The 20,216-nt window shown below is 62.8% G+C and carries 20 protein-coding genes; 11 read left to right on the forward strand and 9 right to left on the reverse strand.

The annotated features are described in order from the left end of the window. Window positions 1-264: 264 nt before the first annotated feature. Entirely contained in the window at window positions 265-1,380 is a 1,116-nt protein-coding gene (locus P3T40_RS32495; RefSeq protein ID WP_429271820.1) for an AI-2E family transporter, read from the reverse strand. Window positions 1,381-1,671: 291 nt separating this feature from the next. On the opposite strand from P3T40_RS32495, the gene P3T40_RS32500 reads away from it, so the two are divergent. The 4 genes from P3T40_RS32500 to P3T40_RS32515 all read left to right on the forward strand — a co-directional run bounded on the left by P3T40_RS32500 (window position 1,672) and on the right by P3T40_RS32515 (window position 5,677). Beyond that, complete coding sequence (locus tag P3T40_RS32500; RefSeq protein ID WP_429271821.1) at window positions 1,672-2,886, forward strand: DUF2863 family protein; 1,215 nt, start codon at window positions 1,672-1,674, stop codon at window positions 2,884-2,886. Window positions 2,887-3,166: 280 nt separating this feature from the next. Beyond that, the gene (locus P3T40_RS32505; RefSeq protein ID WP_429271822.1) at window positions 3,167-4,021 is read left to right on the forward strand and encodes a LuxR C-terminal-related transcriptional regulator; all 855 of its coding nucleotides are present in this window, start codon (window positions 3,167-3,169) and stop codon (window positions 4,019-4,021) included. Between the two features lie 136 nt (window positions 4,022-4,157). Continuing rightward, the gene (locus P3T40_RS32510) at window positions 4,158-4,832 is read left to right on the forward strand and encodes an energy-coupling factor ABC transporter permease (protein WP_429271823.1); all 675 of its coding nucleotides are present in this window, start codon (window positions 4,158-4,160) and stop codon (window positions 4,830-4,832) included. Window positions 4,833-5,044: 212 nt separating this feature from the next. After that, on the forward strand, window positions 5,045-5,677 hold the full coding sequence (locus P3T40_RS32515; RefSeq protein ID WP_429271824.1) for a BspC domain-containing protein: 633 nt from the start codon (window positions 5,045-5,047) through the stop codon (window positions 5,675-5,677). Window positions 5,678-5,835: 158 nt separating this feature from the next. On the opposite strand, the gene P3T40_RS32520 is transcribed toward P3T40_RS32515, so the two are convergent. Further along, window positions 5,836-6,990, reverse strand: coding sequence for a M14 family metallopeptidase (locus tag P3T40_RS32520; protein WP_429271825.1), 1,155 nt, complete (start codon window positions 6,988-6,990; stop codon window positions 5,836-5,838). A gap of 90 nt (window positions 6,991-7,080) precedes the next feature. Further along, window positions 7,081-7,863 carry a peroxide stress protein YaaA gene (gene yaaA / locus P3T40_RS32525; protein ID WP_429271826.1) on the reverse strand — a complete coding sequence of 261 codons (783 nt, stop codon included), beginning with the start codon at window positions 7,861-7,863 and terminating at the stop codon, window positions 7,081-7,083. 56 nt (window positions 7,864-7,919) lie between these two features. On the opposite strand from yaaA, the gene P3T40_RS32530 reads away from it, so the two are divergent. After that, window positions 7,920-8,420, forward strand: coding sequence for a putative toxin-antitoxin system toxin component, PIN family (locus tag P3T40_RS32530; RefSeq protein ID WP_429271827.1), 501 nt, complete (start codon window positions 7,920-7,922; stop codon window positions 8,418-8,420). 79 nt (window positions 8,421-8,499) lie between these two features. Next, window positions 8,500-9,672, forward strand: a complete 1,173-nt coding sequence (locus P3T40_RS32535) for a pyridoxal phosphate-dependent aminotransferase (RefSeq protein WP_429271828.1) — start codon at window positions 8,500-8,502, stop codon at window positions 9,670-9,672. A gap of 130 nt (window positions 9,673-9,802) precedes the next feature. Here the strand turns inward: P3T40_RS32535 and P3T40_RS32540 are convergent, their stop codons facing one another. Continuing rightward, window positions 9,803-10,450, reverse strand: a complete 648-nt coding sequence (locus P3T40_RS32540) for a glutathione S-transferase (RefSeq protein ID WP_429271829.1) — start codon at window positions 10,448-10,450, stop codon at window positions 9,803-9,805. Window positions 10,451-10,576: 126 nt separating this feature from the next. On the opposite strand from P3T40_RS32540, the gene P3T40_RS32545 reads away from it, so the two are divergent. The 5 genes from P3T40_RS32545 to P3T40_RS32565 are packed head-to-tail and all read left to right on the forward strand — an operon-like array spanning window position 10,577 to window position 16,098. Continuing rightward, window positions 10,577-12,142 (forward strand): 3-hydroxyacyl-CoA dehydrogenase, encoded by a 1,566-nt coding sequence (locus P3T40_RS32545; RefSeq protein WP_429271830.1) that lies wholly within the window; start codon window positions 10,577-10,579, stop codon window positions 12,140-12,142. Then, window positions 12,139-12,927, forward strand: a complete 789-nt coding sequence (locus P3T40_RS32550; protein WP_429271831.1) for an oxepin-CoA hydrolase, alternative type — start codon at window positions 12,139-12,141, stop codon at window positions 12,925-12,927. Before P3T40_RS32545 ends, P3T40_RS32550 begins: the two co-directional genes overlap by 4 nt. A gap of 31 nt (window positions 12,928-12,958) precedes the next feature. Continuing rightward, the gene (locus P3T40_RS32555) at window positions 12,959-13,678 is read left to right on the forward strand and encodes a histidine phosphatase family protein (RefSeq protein WP_429271832.1); all 720 of its coding nucleotides are present in this window, start codon (window positions 12,959-12,961) and stop codon (window positions 13,676-13,678) included. 23 nt (window positions 13,679-13,701) lie between these two features. Next, window positions 13,702-14,808, forward strand: coding sequence for a phosphotransferase (locus tag P3T40_RS32560; RefSeq protein WP_429271833.1), 1,107 nt, complete (start codon window positions 13,702-13,704; stop codon window positions 14,806-14,808). Between the two features lie 30 nt (window positions 14,809-14,838). Further along, window positions 14,839-16,098 carry an acyl-CoA dehydrogenase family protein gene (locus tag P3T40_RS32565; RefSeq protein ID WP_429271834.1) on the forward strand — a complete coding sequence of 420 codons (1,260 nt, stop codon included), beginning with the start codon at window positions 14,839-14,841 and terminating at the stop codon, window positions 16,096-16,098. Window positions 16,099-16,216: 118 nt separating this feature from the next. Here P3T40_RS32565 and P3T40_RS32570 read toward each other — a convergent pair whose 3' ends face one another. The 5 genes from P3T40_RS32570 to P3T40_RS32590 are packed head-to-tail and all read right to left on the reverse strand — an operon-like array spanning window position 16,217 to window position 19,988. Beyond that, window positions 16,217-16,681, reverse strand: coding sequence for a MaoC family dehydratase (locus P3T40_RS32570; protein ID WP_429271835.1), 465 nt, complete (start codon window positions 16,679-16,681; stop codon window positions 16,217-16,219). Then, a complete protein-coding gene (locus P3T40_RS32575) occupies window positions 16,678-17,136 on the reverse strand; it encodes a MaoC family dehydratase (RefSeq protein ID WP_429271836.1) in 459 nt (152 codons plus the stop codon). The genes P3T40_RS32570 and P3T40_RS32575 overlap by 4 nt, the downstream gene beginning before the upstream one ends. Before the next feature lie 33 nt (window positions 17,137-17,169). Beyond that, a complete protein-coding gene (locus P3T40_RS32580; RefSeq protein ID WP_429271837.1) occupies window positions 17,170-18,306 on the reverse strand; it encodes an acyl-CoA dehydrogenase family protein in 1,137 nt (378 codons plus the stop codon). A gap of 10 nt (window positions 18,307-18,316) precedes the next feature. Next, window positions 18,317-19,513 carry an acyl-CoA dehydrogenase family protein gene (locus tag P3T40_RS32585; RefSeq protein WP_429271838.1) on the reverse strand — a complete coding sequence of 399 codons (1,197 nt, stop codon included), beginning with the start codon at window positions 19,511-19,513 and terminating at the stop codon, window positions 18,317-18,319. 49 nt (window positions 19,514-19,562) lie between these two features. Further along, window positions 19,563-19,988 carry a DUF1178 family protein gene (locus P3T40_RS32590; RefSeq protein ID WP_429271839.1) on the reverse strand — a complete coding sequence of 142 codons (426 nt, stop codon included), beginning with the start codon at window positions 19,986-19,988 and terminating at the stop codon, window positions 19,563-19,565. Between the last annotated feature and the right edge of the window lie 228 nt (window positions 19,989-20,216).

Consider the following 20,216-nt stretch of genomic DNA (forward strand, 5'->3'; position numbering starts at 1 on the left):
CAAAACCGTACCGCGCATTGTCAACATCACAACCACCCGGCACCGCTTCGTTCTGCGTCGCTGCATCAGCAGCAGAGAAACGAGATTATGAAGAACTTTCGCGACAGCGTCAACAGGTTTTTTTAACTTCCTGAACCCGCCCACCTCGCCGAAAGCCTTGCCACTGCTGGCTCTCCCGTCTCCCGCGCTCCGGTGTCCGGAACGCGAAAGAACGAGATTCTAGCGAGCCCAACCGGGCCTGGCAAGCTCTATCGGAAATTTATTTCAAGGGGCCTTCTGAACCGGCCGCGCCTCGTCAATCGGTGCTGGCCCGGACTCCGGCGCCAAGGTCCGCGCAGTAGAAGAGCCGATCGTCCAGTCATGCAATACGGTGTACGCCACGGCCAGCAGCGTGGGCCCAATAAATACGCCCAGGAAGCCGAATGCAAATGCCCCGCCGAGAATGCCCAGCATCACCAGAATCAACGGCATATCGCTGCTCTTGCCAATCAGGATCGGCTTGATGACGTTATCCGACATACCCACCGCGACCACGCCCCATATGACGAGGAAAATCGCCCAGCCCGTCGCACCGCCGTGGTAGAGCCAGATTGCAGCAGGTAACCAGACGATCACTGGACCGCCCGGGATGACGGACAAGAAGAACGTTGCCAACCCAAGCAACGCCGGGGCCGGCACCCCGGCGATCCAGCAGCCGAAGCCGGCGAGCACGCCCTGCACCAGCGCCGTACCGAGAATGCCGTAGACGACGCCGCGCACCGTGCTGCCTGCCAGCGCCAACAGGTACTCGGCACGTTCACCGGCAACGCGGCGCATACCCGCATTCAACCAGGCCGCCGCACCCTCGCCGCCGGTGTAGAAGAAGAACGCCAGCACAATACTGAGCGCGAGCAGCCCCAATCCATGCGTCACGGCAATGGCCGCGGCCAGAATCCATTTGCCGGCGGGCGCCGCAAGGGTGCGCATCTGCGCAATCAGCTCCGAATTGCCGCTGGTTAAATGCGCCCAGAAAGCCTCGATATTGGGACCGACCAGCGGTATGCGGACAACCCAGTCCGGCAGATCAGGCAACCCATCTTCAAAAAGCTTTTGCACCAGCGCGACGATCTGGTGCACATGGGCCCCGAACGCGAATCCCGCATAAACGAACGGCCCAAGAACCACGATCAGGATAATCAGGACGATCAGTAGCGCCGCGAGCTTGCGCCGGCCGCCAACCACCGCGGTGAGCTTGCGATACAAGCCCCATGAGCTGTAGCTAAGAATGGCGCCCCACAGCAACGCCGTCGTAAACGGCGCCAGCACCAGCAACGAACCACCCACCAGCACAATCAATGCGAACACGGCGGCAAGCCGCTCGATCAGTTGGTCCGATTTCACTATGAATCCCCCTCGTTGTGTCAGACCACAGCGCCGCTACGGCGTACGCTCATCGGCGCGACGCCGAAACCCGTCAGTATAAAAGTCCGTCGCGCAACGGCCCTTACCTTGTGTCAACTACCTGTCCCGGTCAACTCGCTGGGTGAGCCGAATATGCAGTCAAGGGGCTCCCCTTCGACCACGCCTGCGCCCTCCCTCACGCAGCCTGATCCATCCTGCATTACGCGCAAATGATAGGACGGCACAGAAAAGACTAGAATATACGGTTCTGTGCACCCCACTCCTGGATTTATGCGCTCGCGAATCGCCAAACGTCTCCCCCCCGATGCCGACAAGCTCGTCGGTCTCTCGCTCGCGCTATTCGCGTCGGGCAGCCGCACCGAGGACCGCTTCTGGGAAGCGAAGCTCGATGCGCTGCTAGCCAAGATCGTTCGCAACGCCAACCAGACGACTCTGGATGCCGCGCTCGACCATCTGCAGCAGAATCATCCGGACGCCTATGGGGCGCTCGCCGACATGGCGGAAACGCATAGCGAATCGTTCATCGTCGAGCACGACGGCGTGCCGCATGAAGCATTGCTGATCGCCGCGCCCGTGCTGGCCTGGACCCGCTACGCGATCCCGTCGGGCCCGCTGAAGGGCGACGCGGCGGACGCGCTGCGCGCTCATCTGCAGGCGCACGTGCTCGCCGCCGGCACCCGCGTGGCGATGGCGCCGTTCCTGTACAGCATCGACCAGTTGCCGCGCCATCACGTCGAAACGTGGCGCATCGCGCAACAGCTCGCGCAGGCGGCGCTCGGCGGCGGCCCCGCGAAAATCAACTTCGGTGAACTGCCCGAGACCTCGCCGATTCTGGCCGATCCGCGCTTCCTGCTGGCCGTGGTCGCGGCGCCTGTCGGCGCGCCGGTGTTCCGCTGGCAGGAAGAGGAACACGGCAACCGCATCGAGCGCGGCCAGTGCCTCGAACAATGGGCCACGCAAGGCGGCGCCAATCTGTCTCTGGCATTGCCCGGCTGTGAATTCGAGTGTCTACTGCCGGACGCCTACTACTCGGCTTGCCGCGACGCCGACGAACGCGTGCGCCCGCACACCGTGCGCACCGCCGTACGCTATCTGTTCGACACCATCAGCGCGGCGCCGGCCGATCTGCGCGCCGTGGTCGCGGGCTTCGGCGAGCGCCGGATCGACGAATATCGCGTCGGGTTCACGCGCCGCGGCAGCAACGATGTGATCTATGGCGTCGTCTGGCCGTTGTACGGCCGCGAAAACGGCGAGTCGGGCATCGACGAGGAACCGCAGGAAGCGGCGGCCTCTAACGGCCCGCTCGAAGAAATCGTCGCACTGCTGAAGGAAACCGGCGTGATGGACATCCGCCGTCATGCGGGCCGCTTCGAGCCCGAATATTGCGATGACTGCGGGGTGCCGCTGTACGCCGACCCGCTCGGCGAAATCGTGCATGCCGAAATGCCGGAAGACGCCGAACCTGCGCAACCGCATTTCCACTGACGCAACCCGCCACTGCCTGGCCGCCGTCGGGCCCCGCCCCAAGGGGCGACCCCGCGCGCTGACCAGCCAAAACGGAACGGCCCGATCGGCTTACGCTGATTGGGCCGTTTGCTTTTCCGGGAGGCACCGACTATGCCAATCATCCTATGCCTTCCGGCCAGGCCGTCAAGACACCTGGAATTTGTCATCATTAGGGCCGGTGGCGCATCGCAATGCAACCGGCCTCATCTGCCGCTCGCGAGCATCGCACCACCACGACCGATTCATCTGGAGGCAAGGCATGCGTTTCTCGGTACTCAACTCCGACGCGGAACGACGCGACGGGCTCAAGGCGCTGTTGCGGCAAATCGACCGTCAGGCACGTTTCAACGAAGCACAGGACTGGCGCCAGGTTGATCGCGCGTTGCGCCGGCAACTACCTGATCTGCTGGTTATCGACTGGCAGGACTGGATGTCGCCCATGGAGATCCGCCGGCTGTTGGCCGAGCACCCCGGCCTGCGGGTAGCCGTACTGACCGACGATACCTCGCCGAAATGCGTGCGCAATCTACTGGATAAAGGCGTGCTCGGAGTGGTTCTGCGGGACACTGATCCGCGCCTGATCGTGCGGGCGCTCGAGATCGTGCTGCTCGGCGGCCACTACGTCCCGGCGGGTGCGTTGGCCCTTCCGCCACCGCCGCAGCCCGAACCCGCGCCTCGCCAACCCGAGGTCTCGACCAAGCCGCCACCCCGCCGCACGCGGCTCGCGAGCGGCCTGTCGCCGCGTCAGGAGCAGATCATGCGTTGCGTCCACATGGGCAGCACCAACAAGATGATTGCCCGCACGCTCGGTATCAGCGAGGGCACCGTCAAGATCCATCTGGCCAGCATCTTCCAGCAACTGGGCGCTCCCAATCGGGCGGCCGCCGTGGCGCTCTACAACGGCTGGTTGTCGGCCCATCTCGAAGTGCTGCGCAGCGACCATGAAAGCGCCCCGCGGCCGGTCATGGGCCAGCCCGGAGCTGTCCCGTTGCGCCCCCGCAACCCGCCGCCGTTCAAGTACCCGTTGCCGGCTAACGACAGCACGGAGAATTTGCCGATGGCGGCCGAACCTACCGTTCCATTTGGCGATCCCGGTTCCGAGGAATCAAGCTGACGAAGCCGAGCCGCCCAAGGCGCGCCGGCCCGTTCGCTATCGGTGTTTCATCTCCGGCATGAAACCCACCCGTCCGTTGCATGCTGGCATGGAATCCGCTCACACCTTTTTCCGTCCAACGAGTAATATGAGACGTATGGGTTTCCTCTATACACCGCTTCCGCTATGGGTCGCTGTCGGTGGCTGGATCGCCACCGCGCTGCTGCTCGCGCTCGCGCTGTGGAAAAATCCTTTCAAAAGACTACAAGACGCGACGCTTCAACATGTCTGGCTCGCCATCATCGTTGCCGTTTCGGTGCTATGGGCCAGCAACGCGTGGCTCGACGACGGCACCGTGATGCATCTGCTTGGTGCGACACTGGTCGTCACGCTGTTCGACTGGGCGCTGGCGCTCGTCGCAATGGCCGCGGTCACGGGGCTTGCGGCGGTCGTCTTCGATGCTCCATGGCAAGGCATCGCATTCACGTTCATTATCTACGGTGCATTGCCGGTCGGCATCTCGGCGTTGCTGCAGCGCGCCTGCATTGCGTGGCTGCCGCGCAACCTGTTCATGTTCATCTTTGGCCAGGGCTTCGTGTCGCCCGCTATTGCGGTCGCGCTAACAGCCGGCGCCGCGGTGGGCACCCACATCGCGATCTCCGGTGGCTCACTGACCGTTGTGCCCGTTGGCTACGCGTTCAGCGTCTTTCTGCTTGCAACGGGCGAAGCCTGGTTCACCGGGATGTCCACAGCGTTAATCGCGGTCTACCGGCCTGCGTGGGTCACGACGTACGATGTACGCCGCTATCGGCTAGGCGGCCCGCGCATCTGAAGCAATCAGACTCAGTGCTTCAGTTTCAGTACTCAAAGCACTGACAATACATCGCATCCTGCTTGCTGAACCGCGGCAATCAGCCGCCATCACGCGTGCGCGATTCGAGACCACGAACCGCGACAAGGCAAATAATTTGTGTCAGGATTGAACTCCTCCCAGTCGTCAGGCATCTTACGTGCCTGATGTCTCAATAGCGTCTAACGAACTAGATGGATCGCACTAACGTACCGCGCCGATTGCTGCGGGTGGTCGGCCGGTTAGCGGCATGTGTAGCGAGTGTCTCGCTCATATGCACCGCTCCCGCATTCGCCGATCAGCTCGAACAGCACAACGAACTCGTCAATAAATTCGTCAATGACATGCACGCCGATCCGCTCGTGGCGGACTGCGCAGCGCATGGCAATTTTGTCGCCAGCACCTCCAGCGCCTTCGACCACGTCGAATTCCCGCCCAGCTCATTCGATAGCGCCCATGCGTCGGTCACGCCGTGGAACGATTCGTTCGACGAGGGCAAGCAGCGCGTCAAGGTCGACAACATCGTCACGGTGGAAGGCCTTGGCATCCGCCAGAATGGCGACAGCAACGACCCTGCCGATCTGAAATTCCGCTGCGGCTACGTGGGCAACCAGATGCTTGCGTTCAGCTGGAATGATCCTGTGCCGCCGGCCAGACCGAGCGTGTCGAAGCCTTCCGGCAAACACAAAGGCGGCAAGGGTAAGCACTCAACCGGCAACAAGTCGTCGGCGAACAAATCGTCTGGCAAGAGTTCGAAGAAATCCACTTCGAGTAAGTCGAGCGGCAAATCAGGAAGCAAGAAAACGTCGGCCAAGAAGAAGCAATGACGCACTAGCACGAGAACTTGGCTGCCAATTGCAGCGTCCGGCAAACAAAAACAAAAACAAAGCGAGGCATACGCTCAATGCGCATGCCTCGCTTTTTTGCTGCTGCGACGAATGGCGGTGGTAGCGGCAACTTATCCCGCACCTCATCCAGTCCCGCGTTAGGCGAACGTCTCGACGTGGCGCAGGATCGCCTGCAGCATCGCAGCACCGAGCGACGCGCTACGCTCGCCGTTCCAGCCCACCCGTTCGTCCGGCAGATTCGCGTTGTCCTTGAACGGCATCTCCAGCGTCAGCGACAGGCAACCGAATTTATTGCCGATGTACTTCGACGCAAGCTTCAGCGCATCTTCACGGTATTTGCTCGCCGCGTAGCCGTATTTGTCCTGGAAGTCCGGGCTCGCATGCTTGAACGCTTCGATAAAGGCCTTCTGCTCCTCGCCTTGGCGCTCGGTGAAGCCCGGCAACATTTCGGAGCCCGCCACGAACACATATGGCAGCGCCTCGTCGCCGTGGATATCGAAGAACAGATCGCAACCGGTCGCATGAATGGCGTCGCGCACCAGCAGCACTTCCGGGCTGCGCGCCGCGTCGGGCTCCATCCACTCGCGATTCAGATTCGCGCCGGCCGCATTGGTGCGCAGATTGCCGTGCACGCTGCCATCGGGATTCATGTTCGGCACGATATAGAACACCGCGTGATCGTAGAGCTTGCGCGCGACCGGGTCGCCCGCCCAATCGCCCCAGCCGGCCAGACGCTTGACCATGCCTTCGACAAACCATTCGGCCATCGTTTCACCCGGATGCTGGCGCGCGATGATCCAGATCTTCTTTTTCGGCGTAGCGCCGGTTTGCGGCGTACCGAGCGTGAGCAAGGACATTGGCCGGCCTTCGACGGTGAGGCCGAGTTCGGTCAGCGTCGCCTGCGGCATTTGCTGCACGGCACCGAGAAACTCCGAGTGACGCTCTTCGCCGTACGGCTCGAAGTACGCGTAGTAGACACGGTCGAAGTCGGGCGTATGGTCGATCGTCAGCACCCGGCCGTCGTACGAGGTCGGCACGCGGAACCAGTTCACGCGGTCGTAGCTCGCCGCTGCCTGATAGTCGCGCCACCCTTCGGCGAATGCGCAGTCGGCGGCATTCTCGAAGGTCATCACGCAGCGCTCGCCTTGCGCACCGGAGAGGCGAAAGTAGAACCATTGCGCAAAGTCGGCGTGGCTATCGCGGCGCACACGCAGACGGATGTTATCGGCCTGCTCGCAGGACAGAACTTCGATCGCGCCTGCGTCGAAGTTGCTGGTAATGGATAGTGTCATGATGTTTTTCCCGGCTTGTTGGCCAGTTGCAGTCGGTGCGGCACGCTTAAATCACTTAACTCGCTCAGTTAACTCGCTTACTTATCTCGCTTACTCGGCGATACGGCGGCGGAACACGTAAGTCGAATCGTTCGATGCCTCGGCGTCGAACGCATAGCCTTCCGTATCGAAGCCCTTGAGCTGCTCCGGTACGTCAAGGCGGTTCTCCACGGCAAAACGCGCCATCAGGCCGCGGGCACGCTTCGCGTGGAAGCTGATGATCTTGTAGCGGCCGCCCTTCCAGTCCTCGAACACGGGCGTGATCACCGGCGCATCCAGCAACCTGGGCTTCACGGACTTAAAGTATTCGCCCGAGGCGCAATTAACCAGCACTCGCGCCGCGCCAGCGTTCTTCTTCAGTTGCGCATTCAGGGCCTGCGTGATGCGTTCGCCCCAGAACGCGTACAGATCCTTACCGCGTGCGTTGGCAAAGCGTGTCTTCATCTCGAGCCGGTACGGCTGCAACAGGTCGAGCGGACGCAGCAAACCATACAGCCCCGACAGCACGCGCACGTGCTTCTGCGCGAAGTCCAGATCCGCCGACGACAACGTCTTTGCGTCGAGCCCTTCGTACACGTCGCCGTTGAATGCGAGCACCGCCTGCTTGGCGTTGCTGGTGTCGAACTTCGTGGACCACTCCGCGTAGCGCTGGAAGTTGAGCTGCGCGAGCGGATCGGAAATGTCCATCAACGTACTGATCTGCTGCGGCGACAGACGGCGCAATCCACCGATCAATTCGGCAGCGTCGTCGACAAAATCGGGGATCGTGTGCTTTTTGACGTGCGGAGGGGTTTCGTAGTCGAGCGATTTCGCCGGCGACAGAACGATTATCATAGAGGCTTGCAGGCACGCCGTGCCTGGCGTTAATGACGAAAGCCAGATTGTAACGAATGCCCGCCTCCCCTGCCGCACGCGCACTGCGCGTGGTCCTCGATTCGAACGTCTGGATCGATATTCTCGTGTTCGACGATCCGCACACGCGTCCTATCCGCGCCGCCCTTGAAAGCGGCGCGCTCGAGGCCTTGATCGACGCCCGCTGCCTCGCGGAACTGACCTACGTGCTCGATTACCCGCAGTTTGCGAAGCGCGAGATCGATAAGACGGCGGCGCTCGCCACGGTTGCGCGCCTCGCGCAACTCGTCGAAGGGGCGCCCGGACCGACGCCCACTCCCGCTGAAGACGCGCGGCCGCTGCCGAAGTGCAAGGACCGCGACGACCAGAAATTCCTCGAACTGGCGCACGCCGCGAAGGCCGACTGGCTGGTCTCGAAGGACCGCGCGGTGCTGAAACTCGCGCGCCGCATTGCTCGCGATTTCGGTTTCCAGATCGCCCAGCCGGCGCCGTTCGTTGCCGCCTGTGCGCTGCAAGCCGAGGAGCCTGCGCCCGCCTGATGCACACGCCGCGGCCCAATTCCCTACAATCGAACTTCACTCCCGTCTTCCAGACCACCGCCTAAGCACCGATAGCGCCATGAATGCACCGCACGATACGCCGATGACCCCGTCGTTTCCGTCCCGTCTGCCGAACGTGGGCACCACCATTTTCACCGTGATGAGCGCGCTCGCCGCGGAAAAAGGGGCCGTGAACCTGGGCCAGGGCTTCCCGGACTTCGGTTGCGATCCGCGTATCGTCGACGCGGTGTCCAACGCCATGCGCGACGGCCACAACCAGTACCCGCCGATGGCGGGCGCCGCGCCGCTACGCCAGGCCATCGCCGACAAGATCGCCAGTCTGTACGGCCGCCGCTATGACGCGAACAGCGAGATCACAGTCACGGCGGGTGCTACCCAGGCCCTGCTGACCGCGATTCTTTGCGCGGTGCATCCGGGCGATGAAGTCGTCGTGGTCGAGCCGACCTACGACAGCTACCTGCCGTCCATCGAACTCGCGGGCGGCAAGCCGGTGTTCGTCACGCTGGACGCGCCTGAGTACCGAATCCCGTTCGACAAGCTGGCCGCGGCCATCACGCCGAAGACCCGTCTGCTGCTGATCAATACGCCCCACAATCCGACCGGCACCGTATGGCGCGCCGAGGACATGCGCAAGCTCGAAGAAATCGTGCGCGGCACTAACGTGTTGATTTTGTCTGATGAAGTGTACGAACACATGGTGTACGACGGCGCGCCGCACGAGAGCGTCGCCCGTTATCCGGAACTCGCGCAACGCAGCTTTGTGGTGTCGAGCTTCGGCAAGACGTATCACGTGACGGGCTGGAAGGTGGGCTATGTCTCAGCACCCGCTGCCCTCACCGCCGAATTCCGCAAGGTTCACCAGTTCAATGTGTTCACGGTGAACACGCCCATGCAGGTCGGGCTCGCGGAGTACATGCGCGACCCGGCGCCTTATCTGGACCTGCCCGCGTTCTATCAGCAGAAGCGCGATTTCTTCCGTGCCGGCTTGGCGAATACGCGCTTCAAGCTGTTGCCGTGCACTGGCACCTACTTCCAGTGCGTCGACTATTCGGCCATCAGCGATCTGCCGGAAGCGGAGTTCGCGCAATGGCTGACGGGCGAAATCGGCGTCGCAGCCATTCCTGTCTCGGCGTTCTATCACGAGTCGCATGAATCGGGCGTGGTGCGCTTCTGCTTCGCCAAGCAGGAAAGCACCCTCGCCACCGCGCTCGACCGGCTGGCGCGCCTCTAGGATGACGCCCGCGATGCCGCGAACGAGTCCGCGTTCTGCGCCATCGCATGGGGCAGCGGCGTGCGCGGACGCGGCGCCGTGCTGCCTGGACCGCTCAAGCTATGCAAGCCATTGGGGCCACGGCGGCGTCTCAAGGCTTGCTGGTCGCCGCGATACACGCCTTGCGGTCCGCCGTCACGCGCTGTGCCGCCGGCCGCTCGCCCACCACCTTCACATAACGCTTCCAGTCCACGCCGGCGTCGAGCAGAAAGTCGCGCCCGTAGATGATCTGCGTCGTCATGCCCAAGAGTGGCAGGCTCACGAATGCCGCCGTATCCGCCGCCCCGAAGCGGGCGCCGCGCAGATAGGGGTCGAACTTCGCGAGCCGCCTGAAGCCGGCAATGTGACGCGTCAGCAGCTTTTCGACGCGCCCTTTGGTCGCGTCGGTCACGGTGCCACCGAAGAAGGCTTCCTTGTACAGATCGCGCACCACCAGTTCCAGATGCAGGTCGACGAAGGTGATCAGTTCGCGCTCTTTCGCCGCTTCCCACGGGTCGGCGGAAAAAATCCCCTTCTCGGGAAAGCGCGCATGCAGGTATTCGACGATCGCCTGCGACTCGCACAGGTCGCCGTGTTCGGTCTGGATATACGGCACCTTGCCAAGCGGCGAGTGCGCAAGCAGCGCCTCTTCCTGACTCGTCATCACGAACACCTCCTCGAACGGGATGCCGTGTTCGAGCAGCACGAACTTGACCTTGTTGTAGTAGTTGGACAGTGCAAAGCCGCACAGCTTGATCATCAGGTGTCTCCTTCTGACGGGTGGTCGGAGCCGCTCACCGGGAACACGCTGGCGGCCTTTGAATCAATCATCCAGTAAATTGTACGATCGTGCTATTCTAAAATAACCATGGAGTCGAGCAACCCAATGACCTCTCGCAATTACAGCATCGAGACTATCGGCATTGTTGGAACAGGCGCAATGGGGCGCGGCATTGCGCAGATCGCTGCGCTGGCGGGCCTGACGGTGCGTCTGTACGACACCAATCCGGCTGCGGTCGGCGCGGCGCGCGACTACCTCGCCGACACCTTCGCCAAGCTCACTGCCAAAGGCAAGCTCGAGCAATCGCGCTCGCTTGCCGCGCTCGCTCTCGTGAGCGGTGCGCAAGCCGTCGGAGACCTCGCGGATTGCGATCTGGTGATCGAAGCGATCGTCGAAAAGCTCGACGTGAAGCGCGCCCTCTTTCGCGAACTCGAGACCGTCGTCAGCGGCCGCTGCGTGCTGGCGTCGAATACTTCATCACTATCGATCACGTCGATTGCCGCGGGTTGTACCGACCCAACACGCGTGGTCGGCTATCACTTCTTCAACCCCGTGCCGCTGATGAAAGTCGTCGAAGTGATCGACGGCCTGCGCAGCGATCCCGCCGCCGGCGACGCGCTGATGGACCTCGCGCGCCGCATGGGTCACACGCCGGTACGCGCGAAGGATATGCCGGGCTTCATCGTCAATCACGCCGGCCGTGGCATGAATACCGAGGGCCTGCGCGTAGCGGGTGAAGGTGTTGCCAGCTTTGTCGAGATCGACCGCATCATGCGCGAGCAGGCCGGCTTTCGCCTTGGGCCATTCGAACTGCTCGACCTGACCGCGCTCGACGTCTCGCATCCGGTGATGGAATCGATCTATCACCAGTTCTATGAAGAGCCGCGCTTCACGCCGTCGCCGATTACCGGTACCCGCCTCGCGGGTGGGCTGATCGGCCGCAAGACAGGCGAAGGTTTTTATCGCTACGACGACGGCAAGCAGCAAGTGCCCGAGGAAGCACCCGCGCCGACCGAGTTGCCCAAGCGCGTATGGGTCAGCAAGCACTATCCCGAAGCGCGTGAGGCGGTGCTGCAACTCGTCGCCAAGGCCGGCGTGGCGCTCGACGAAGGCGACACGCCCGCCGCGGACTCGCTCATCATCGTGACGCCGTTTGGTCACGACGCCACGACCGCTGCGGTGGACGAAGCGCTCGATGCGAGCCGCGTGGTCGCTGTGGATGCGCTGTTCCCGCTCGTCGCCGCGCAACGCCGCACATTGATGACGACGCCGGCCACAACACGCGCCGCACGCGACACCGCGCACGCGTTGTTTGCCGCCGACGGCATCCCCGTTACGGTGATCCGCGATTCGACCGGCTTCGTGGCACAACGCGTGGTGGCGACGATCGTCAATATCGGCTGCGAGATCGCGCAGAAGCAGATTGCTACGCCCGAGGATATCGACCTCGCCGTGACGCTGGGTCTTGGCTATCCGCGCGGTCCGCTTGCGCTCGGCGACGCACTCGGCGCAAAAACGCTGCTCACAATCCTGCGCAATATGTTCAGCGTACTGGGCGACCCGCGCTATCGTCCGTCGCCGTGGCTTGCGCGGCGTGCGCAACTGGGTCTGTCGCTCACGCAAGGCGACGCCGCCGATGCAGTCGATGCACAGCCGGGAAGCCAGTCATGAGCGCCGAACTGCTCACCTCACGCCCGGACGAAAGCGAATCGACCCTCGTCCTCACGCTGTCGAACCCCGGCGCGCGCAACGCCTTGCATCCCGACATGTACGCAGCGGGCATCGAGGCGCTCGACAGCGCCGAGCGCGACCCGTCGGTCCGCGCCATCGTGCTCACCGGTGCAGATCAGTTCTTCTGCGCCGGTGGCAACCTCAACCGGCTGCTCGAGAACCGCGCGAAGGATCCGTCTGTGCAGGCGCAAAGCATCGACATGCTCGGCGAATGGATCGCCGCGCTGCGTTCCTCGTCGAAGCCGGTGATCGCAGCCGTCGAAGGCGCAGCCGCCGGCGCAGGCTTTTCGCTGGCGCTCGCGTGCGACCTGCTCGTCGCGGCCGACGACGCGAAGTTCGTCATGTCGTATGCGCGCGTCGGTCTCACGCCGGATGGCGGCGGTTCATGGTTCCTCGCGCAGGCCTTGCCCCGCCAGCTCGCCACTGAAGTACTGCTGGAAGGTAAGCTGATCGGCGCCACGCGTCTGCATGAACTCGGCGTCGTGAATCGTCTCGCGAAACCGGGCGCGGTGCGCGACAGTGCGATTGCATGGGCGGAAGAGCTTGGCAAAATCTCGCCAAACGCTACAGCCCGCATCAAGACGTTGATCGCCGCCGCCGGCGCGCAGCCGCTCGCCGATCATCTGGTGGCCGAGCGCGACAACTTCGTCGCCTCGTTGCATCACGGCGACGCGCTCGAAGGGATCACCGCGTTCCTCGAAAAGCGCGCTCCGAAATACAAATGAGCAACACACCGAGCCAGTGAGCGAGCCCGCCATGCCTGAATTCCAATTGCCGAAGCGCCGCCGCATCTACCTGATGCGTCATGGCGACGTGACGTACTTCGACGCCACCGGCCGGGCCATCGATCCGGAAACGGTGCCGCTGAATGCCAACGGCCGTGAACAGGCCAGCGCGGCGGGCCAGGTGTTCGCTCTGCAACAGATCCGTTTCGACCGGGTCATCGTGAGTGGTTTGCCACGCACGGTTGAAACTGCACAGCGCGTGCTGGCCGAGACTCATCAGCATATCGAACTCGAGATTGAACCGGCGCTACAGGAAATTCGCGGCGGCAAGCTGAGCAATATCCCGGCCGCCGATATCGAAGCAGCGTTCCTCAGCGTGTTCGACGGCGTGGTCCCGGACAGCACACGCTTTCTCGGCGGCGAGACGATCGGCGAGCTGTTCGACCGCGTGCTGCCGGCTGTCGCAGCACTGCGCGCAGATGACTCGTGGGACACCGTGTTGCTGGTTCTACATGGCGGCGTGAATCGCGCCATCCTGTCGCACGCCATCACGGCAGGCGGCCGCACGTTCTTCGGGCATCTGTCGCAGGCCACCGGCTGCATCAACGCGTTAGATGTCGGCCCCGCGCCGCGCGACTGGGTGCTGCGCACGCTCAACTACTCGCCGCCGTCACCGCTGCATCGCGACGTGCGGAATACGACAATGGAAATGCTCTACGCCCAATTCATTCAATACAAGCGTGAGGCGTAGCCAATACTGAACTGGAGGAGACAATGGGCAAAGCCACGCAGACGGGCGAACCTGAACAGAAGCCGGACTACTCTGCATTCGAAGGCACACGTCCGGTCACTGAACGACAACGCTTTGACAGCGACGCGCTCGGCGCCTGGCTTGCGCAACATGTCGACGGCTTCGCCGGGCCGCTCACCATCGAGCAGTTCGCCGGTGGCCAGTCGAATCCCACCTTCAAGCTGATTACGCCGTCACGCACCTATGTGATGCGCGCGAAACCCGGGCCTACGGCGAAGCTGCTGCCGTCGGCGCATGCGATCGAGCGCGAGTATCGCGTCATGCATGCACTCGCCGGCACCGACGTGCCGGTCGCGCAGATGCTCGCGCTGTGCGAGGACGAAAGCGTGATCGGCCGCGCGTTCTATGTGATGGAGTTCGTCGAGGGACGCGTGTTGTGGGATCAGTCGCTGCCCGGCATGACACCCGATGAACGCGCTGCAATTTACGACGAAATGAATCGCGTGATCGCGGCACTGCATAGCGTCGATGTCGCGAGCATCGGCCTAACCGACTACGGCAAGCCCGGCAACTACTTCGCGCGGCAAATCGGCCGCTGGAGCAAGCAATATCTCGCCTCGGAAACCGAGCATATCGATGCGATGCATCGGCTCATCGAATGGCTGCCGCAGCATATGCCGGACGAAACCGGCGAACGCGTCTCGATCGTTCATGGCGACTACCGGCTCGACAACCTGATCTTCCATCCACATGAGCCGCGCGTGCTCGCCGTGCTCGACTGGGAACTGTCGACGCTCGGTGATCCGCTCGCCGACTTCGCCTATCACTGCATGGCCTGGCACGTCGACCCGGCGCAGTTCCGCGGCATCGCGGGGCTCGACTGGGCTGCGCTCGGCATCCCGGACGAAGCGCATTACGTCGAACGCTATTGCAAGCGCACCGGCTTCGAAATCCACGGCGACTGGAACTTCTACCTGGCGTACAACATGTTCCGGATTGCCGCGATCCTGCAAGGCATCATGAAACGCGTCGTCGACGGCACCGCAGCGAGCGCACAAGCGCTCGACGCTGGCCGGCGCGCCAAGCCCATGGCGGAACTCGCCTGGCGCTACGCGCAGAAAGTACGCTAACCGACACTCCTGTCATTCGCGAGGTATTACATGAATTTCGATTACACCCCGAAGGTTCAGGCACTGCGTGAGAAATTGCTCGCCTTCTTCGACGAACACATTTACCCGAACGAACGCGCGTTCTCGGACGAGATTGCGCGTAACCGCGCAAACGGCAATGCCTGGCTGCCGACGGAACTAATCGAGCAGCTCAAGCAGAAAGCGCGCGACGCCGGCTTGTGGAATCTGTTCCTGCCGGACTCCGAACGCGGCGCCGGGCTGACGAACCTCGAATACGCGCCGTTGTGCGAAATCATGGGACGCGTGCCCTGGGCGCCGGAGGTGTTCAATTGCAATGCGCCCGACACCGGCAACATGGAGACCATCGAGCGCTACGGCAGCCCAGACAACAAACGCCAGTGGCTCGAGCCGCTGCTGCAGGGGCAGATCCGTTCTGCCTTCCTGATGACCGAGCCGGAAGTGGCGTCATCGGATGCGACGAACATCCAGACGAGCATCGTGCGCGATGGCGAAGACTATGTGATCAACGGCCACAAGTGGTGGTCGTCAGGCGCGGGCGATCCGCGCTGCAAGGTCTACATCGTGATGGGCAAGACCGATCCCGATGCGCCGCGTCATCAGCAGCAATCGATGATTCTTGTGCCGGCCGACGCTACCGGCATCACCGTGCACCGCCCGCTGACCGTATTCGGCTATGACGACGCGCCGCACGGCCACATGGAAATCACGCTCGAGAATGTCCGTGTGCCGGCCTCGAACATGCTGCTCGGCGAGGGCCGAGGGTTCGAGATCGCGCAAGGGCGGCTTGGACCGGGCCGGATTCACCACTGCATGCGCCTGATCGGCCTTGCCGAACGCGCGCTCGAGTTGATGGCGAAGCGGACACTGCAACGCGTCGCATTCGGCAAGCCGGTGGCGGCACAGGGCGTCACGCAGGAACGTATCGCCGAGGCGCGTTGCATGATCGAACAGGCGCGGCTGCTGACGCTCAAGACGGCTTACATGATGGACACCGTCGGCAACAAGGGCGCGCGTGGCGAGATCGCGATGATCAAGGTGGTCGCGCCGAATATGGCGTGCCAGGTGATCGACTGGGCGATGCAGGCTCACGGCGCGGCCGGCCTTAGCGAAGACTTCCCGCTCGCTTATGCCTACACGTCCGCACGTACGCTGCGTTTTGCCGATGGCCCGGATGAAGTGCATCGCAACGCCATCGCGAAGCTCGAACTGGCGCGGCATATGGATGCCGGTGCGGCTTCGCGGGTGGAGATGCCGGTTACGCGCTCGTGATGCGGCGGTGTTTTCACGCAAGAATGTGAAACGCTGGCACGGAGAAATCCGCGCTACGCGTCCAGTTGTGACGCGCAGCGTCGAAGTGCTGACGAAACGATCGCTTGTCCAGCCTGGGCTAGAAATAGTGCCGCGTGATGAATTCCGCCACGCACACCGGTCGCTCACTGCCCTGCCGCTCAAGCGTCACGTTCCAGACCACCTGCACGCCGGCATCATCCACATCGTCCACGCTCGCTACCGCGAAACGCGCGCGCACTTGCGAATCAACCGGCACTGGTGCAGTGAACCGCACCCGATTCAAGCCGTAGTTCACACCCATCCGCTGCTTGAGTATCACGGTCTTTCCGAGCAAAGCGGGAATCAGCGACAACGTCAAAAAACCATGCGCGATCGGGCCGCCGAACGGCGATTCGCGCCGCGCACGCTCCGGGTCGACGTGAATCCATTGATGATCGCCCGTCGCCGCGGCAAAGCCGTTCACGCTCGCCTGATCGATCGTCAGCCATTCGCTGATGAGCGGCTCGCCGCCCGCCAGCGAACGCAGCGCCTGAGCATCGAGCCCCACCCCGTCGCGCTTCATGCAGCCGCTCCCGGATGACGCAACCCGAACAGCGCTTTCGAACGCACGATGATCACCGTCTCGCCGTGCTGGTTGATGCCTGCCCATTCGGTTGAGACGATGCCGCGGTCCGGCTTGCTGGACGACACGCGCTTGTCGAGAACCGAGCTCGTCATGCGGATCGTGTCGCCGACCCGCACCGGCTTGAACCAACGGATTTCGTCGACACCTGGCGAGCCCATCGAAGTCGACCCTGCCAGCGCGTTGCGTACCAGCAGTCCCATCAGTACCGAACAGGTATGCCAGCCGCTCGCGATCAGGCCACCGAAGGGCGAGGCAGCCGCCGCGGCATCATCCACATGAAACGGCTGTGGATCAAACCGCTCGGCAAACTCGACGATCTCGTCATGCGTGAACGTATGTTCGCCGCATTCCATGACCGAGCCGACTTCCATATCTTCGAAACTCAATCCCATCGTGACACCTCACTCGTTCGGGCAGCCGTACGATCAGACTTCGGCGGTAGCAAAACCGGGCAGCGTGGCAAAGCGCTCAAGATGATGATCGACATCGCCCAGCGTGGTCTCGATGATCGCGAGACGCTTGAACAGATGCGCGGCCGCCACTTCGTTCGTGACACCCATGCCACCGTGCAACTGCACAGCCTGCTGACCAACGAAACGCGCGGCCTGGCCAACCCGCACCTTCGCTGCCGAGACAGCGTGGCGCCGTTCGTCTGCATTGGTGCTAGCGTAGCGCACCGTAGCGAGGTACGTCAGCGAGCGTGCCTGTTCCGCGTGAATCAACATCTCGACCATCCGGTGCTGCAACGCCTGAAAGCGTGCGATCGGCTGGCCGAACTGCTGACGTGTCTTTGTGTACTCGGCGGTGGCGTGATTCAGCGCGTCGAGCGCGCCGACGGCTTCGGCGCACAACAGCACGGTGCCGTAGTCGGCGATCTGTTCGAGCGCCGCCGCACCGGCGTGCTGACCGCCCAAACGCCGCGCGGTCGTCCCTTCGAATGACAGCGACGCGGCGCGCTGGCCGTCGATCGTACGGTAGTCGGTGACCTGCGTGCCGGCGGCATCGCGTGCCACGATGAACAACGCGATCTCGCCGTTCAGACGTGCGGGCACGATCCAGTGGTCCGCCTGCGCACCATGCAGCACAACGGATTTCTTGCCGGAGAGCACGTAATGCTCGCCTTGCTGCGTCGCCGTGGTTTCTACGGAGAACAGATCGTAACGGGCATGCGGCTCATGGAACGCAACCGCGAGCTTGATCTCGCCTTGCGCGGCGCGTTCGAGCAACGCGGCGTCTTCGACATGGCCCGAGGCTGCCGAGCCAGCAATGCGCAAAGCCTCGATACCGACCGCCGTCGCCCAGTAAGGCTCAACCACCAGCGCGCGCCCCAGTTCCTGCATCACCACCAGCATGTCGACCGGAGTGCCGTTGAAGCCGCCCTGCTCTTCAGGCACCGGCAACGCGGTCAACCCGAGTTCGGCGAACGCCGCCCAGTGGGTAGCCGATACCCCTGCGTCCGAATACACGATGGCCTGACGCGCCTCGAAACCGTAACTCTTGTCCAGGTAACGGCGCAGTGCGTCGGCGAATTGCTGTTGTTCGTCGGTAAAAGTGAAGTCCATGCGCCGCTCCTCAGAGTCCGAGAATCATCTGCGCGATGATGTTCTTTTGAATTTCGTTCGAGCCGCCGTAAATCGACGTCTTGCGGAAGTTGAAGTAGTATGCGGCCAGCGGCGCGGCATCGTCGTCGCTGGCAATGCTGTGTGCGCGTTCGCCTTCGAGGAACGGCACATCGAACGGCGCGGCCATCGGACCGATGGCTTCGACCATCAACTCAGTCAGCCCCTGCTGGACTTCCGTGCCCTTGATCTTCAGCATCGACGCTTCCGGTCCCGGCCCGCGTCCACCGGTCTCGTTGGCCACCACGCGTTGCACCGTCACTTCAAGCGCCATCAATTCGATTTCGAGGCTCGCCACCTTGGTGGCAAAAACCGGGTCGTGCAGCAACGGCTTGCCGTGCTTCTTCTGTTCGAGCGCGAGGCGCTTCAGGAACACCAGTTCACGCTTCGACTGCCCGACGCGCGCAATACCGGTGCGTTCGTGGCCGAGCAGATATTTCGCGTAGGTCCAGCCGCGATTTTCTTCGCCGACCAGATTCTCGAGCGGCACCTTCACGTCCTCGAAGAACACTTCATTGACTTCGTGATCTTCGTCGAGCGTGATGATCGGGCGCACGGTGATGCCGGGCGTCTTCATGTCGATCAGCAGGAACGAAATGCCTTCCTGCTTTTTCGCGCCGCTGTCGGTACGCACGAGGCAGAACATCATGTCCGCGTACTGGCCGAGCGTGGTCCAGGTCTTCTGGCCGTTCACGACGTAGTGACCGCCCACCCGCTCGGCGCGCGTGCGCAGCGACGCCAGATCCGAGCCCGAACCCGGTTCCGAATAGCCCTGGCACCACCAGTCCGTGCCATCCAGAATGCGCGGCAAGTAGTGGCGCTTCTGCACTTCGCTGCCGTATTTCATCAGCACGGGCGCGACCATCGAGACGCCGAACGGCAGCACCGAAGGTGCACCGAGACGCGCGCACTCTTCGTCCCAGATGTGCCGTTGCGTGGCGTCCCAGCCCGGGCCGCCGTATTCGGTCGGCCAGGCGATCACCGACCAGCCGCGCGTGCCGAGCAGCTTGTGCCAGTTCGCGAAGTCTTCGCGATTCAGACGCTTGTGATTGAGTACTTTGTCGCTCAGCTCGCGAGGTAGATTCGCCTCGAGCCAGGCGCGGATGTCGGCGCGGAACGCGTCGTCAGCGGGGGAATAATCCAAATTCATGCGCAGTGTCTCCTGGCCGCGGCTGCCCCGCCGCCAGTGAGCCACTGCACTATTGCAGCGGTTCCTTCAAAGCGGCCGGAATCGGCAACGGCATCACTTCAATGCCTTCCTCGACCAAGGCTTTCGCATCTTCGGGTGTCGTAACACCGCGAATGTTGCGTGCAGGCGCTTCGTTGTAGTGAATGCGCCGTGCCTCCTCGGCGAAGCGGTCGCCCACGTTCTCGGTCTTTTCCAGTACCTCGCGCAGCGCGCGCATGACGCGCGCCTGCATCTCACCGGCGCCCGCAGGGGCTTGCGTCGCGGTCGCACCGGATAGATTCAGCCGCGGCGCCGACGGCAAGCGGCTCACTTCGGTCGCGCTGCAAACCGGACATTCGACCAGCTTGCGGGACAACTGCGACTCAAATTCTTCGGCGGAAGCGAACCAGCCTTCAAACCGATGGCCGTGCGGGCACTGTAAATCGAGGACCTTCATGTGGAATCAGGGCTTGCGTATGAGTTTAGCGCAAAATAGAAATTTGTGAACGGTCGTTCGTAAATTTTGCTGTGGGCGACTTTGGCACATTTTCGTGTTCGGGAACAAACGAGCGTGCGTGCGCGATTCTAACCCGTCGCGCCGATACCCGCCGAAGTGCCATAAAGGGCCTCAACGGGCTTGTTAAGGCCGTGGATCCCGCAGGACGCCATAAAGGGCAACGGCAGC

The organism is Paraburkholderia sp. EB58 (assembly GCF_050436665.1).
Classification (GTDB): domain Bacteria; phylum Pseudomonadota; class Gammaproteobacteria; order Burkholderiales; family Burkholderiaceae; genus Paraburkholderia.

Coding starts and splice junctions, on each gene's coding strand:
- P3T40_RS32590 (WP_429271839.1), bottom strand. CDS start 19,988: ATGAAGGTCCTCGATTTACAGTGCCCGCACGGCCATCGGTTTGAAGGC.
- P3T40_RS32545 (WP_429271830.1), top strand. CDS start 10,577: ATGACCTCTCGCAATTACAGCATCGAGACTATCGGCATTGTTGGAACA.
- P3T40_RS32520 (WP_429271825.1), bottom strand. CDS start 6,990: ATGACACTATCCATTACCAGCAACTTCGACGCAGGCGCGATCGAAGTT.
- P3T40_RS32505 (WP_429271822.1), top strand. CDS start 3,167: ATGCGTTTCTCGGTACTCAACTCCGACGCGGAACGACGCGACGGGCTC.
- P3T40_RS32585 (WP_429271838.1), bottom strand. CDS start 19,513: ATGAATTTGGATTATTCCCCCGCTGACGACGCGTTCCGCGCCGACATC.
- P3T40_RS32565 (WP_429271834.1), top strand. CDS start 14,839: ATGAATTTCGATTACACCCCGAAGGTTCAGGCACTGCGTGAGAAATTG.
- P3T40_RS32560 (WP_429271833.1), top strand. CDS start 13,702: ATGGGCAAAGCCACGCAGACGGGCGAACCTGAACAGAAGCCGGACTAC.
- P3T40_RS32575 (WP_429271836.1), bottom strand. CDS start 17,136: ATGGGATTGAGTTTCGAAGATATGGAAGTCGGCTCGGTCATGGAATGC.
- P3T40_RS32530 (WP_429271827.1), top strand. CDS start 7,920: ATGCCCGCCTCCCCTGCCGCACGCGCACTGCGCGTGGTCCTCGATTCG.
- P3T40_RS32570 (WP_429271835.1), bottom strand. CDS start 16,681: ATGAAGCGCGACGGGGTGGGGCTCGATGCTCAGGCGCTGCGTTCGCTG.
- P3T40_RS32550 (WP_429271831.1), top strand. CDS start 12,139: ATGAGCGCCGAACTGCTCACCTCACGCCCGGACGAAAGCGAATCGACC.
- yaaA (WP_429271826.1), bottom strand. CDS start 7,863: ATGATAATCGTTCTGTCGCCGGCGAAATCGCTCGACTACGAAACCCCT.
- P3T40_RS32535 (WP_429271828.1), top strand. CDS start 8,500: ATGAATGCACCGCACGATACGCCGATGACCCCGTCGTTTCCGTCCCGT.
- P3T40_RS32500 (WP_429271821.1), top strand. CDS start 1,672: ATGCGCTCGCGAATCGCCAAACGTCTCCCCCCCGATGCCGACAAGCTC.
- P3T40_RS32555 (WP_429271832.1), top strand. CDS start 12,959: ATGCCTGAATTCCAATTGCCGAAGCGCCGCCGCATCTACCTGATGCGT.
- P3T40_RS32515 (WP_429271824.1), top strand. CDS start 5,045: ATGGATCGCACTAACGTACCGCGCCGATTGCTGCGGGTGGTCGGCCGG.
- P3T40_RS32540 (WP_429271829.1), bottom strand. CDS start 10,450: ATGATCAAGCTGTGCGGCTTTGCACTGTCCAACTACTACAACAAGGTC.
- P3T40_RS32510 (WP_429271823.1), top strand. CDS start 4,158: ATGGGTTTCCTCTATACACCGCTTCCGCTATGGGTCGCTGTCGGTGGC.
- P3T40_RS32580 (WP_429271837.1), bottom strand. CDS start 18,306: ATGGACTTCACTTTTACCGACGAACAACAGCAATTCGCCGACGCACTG.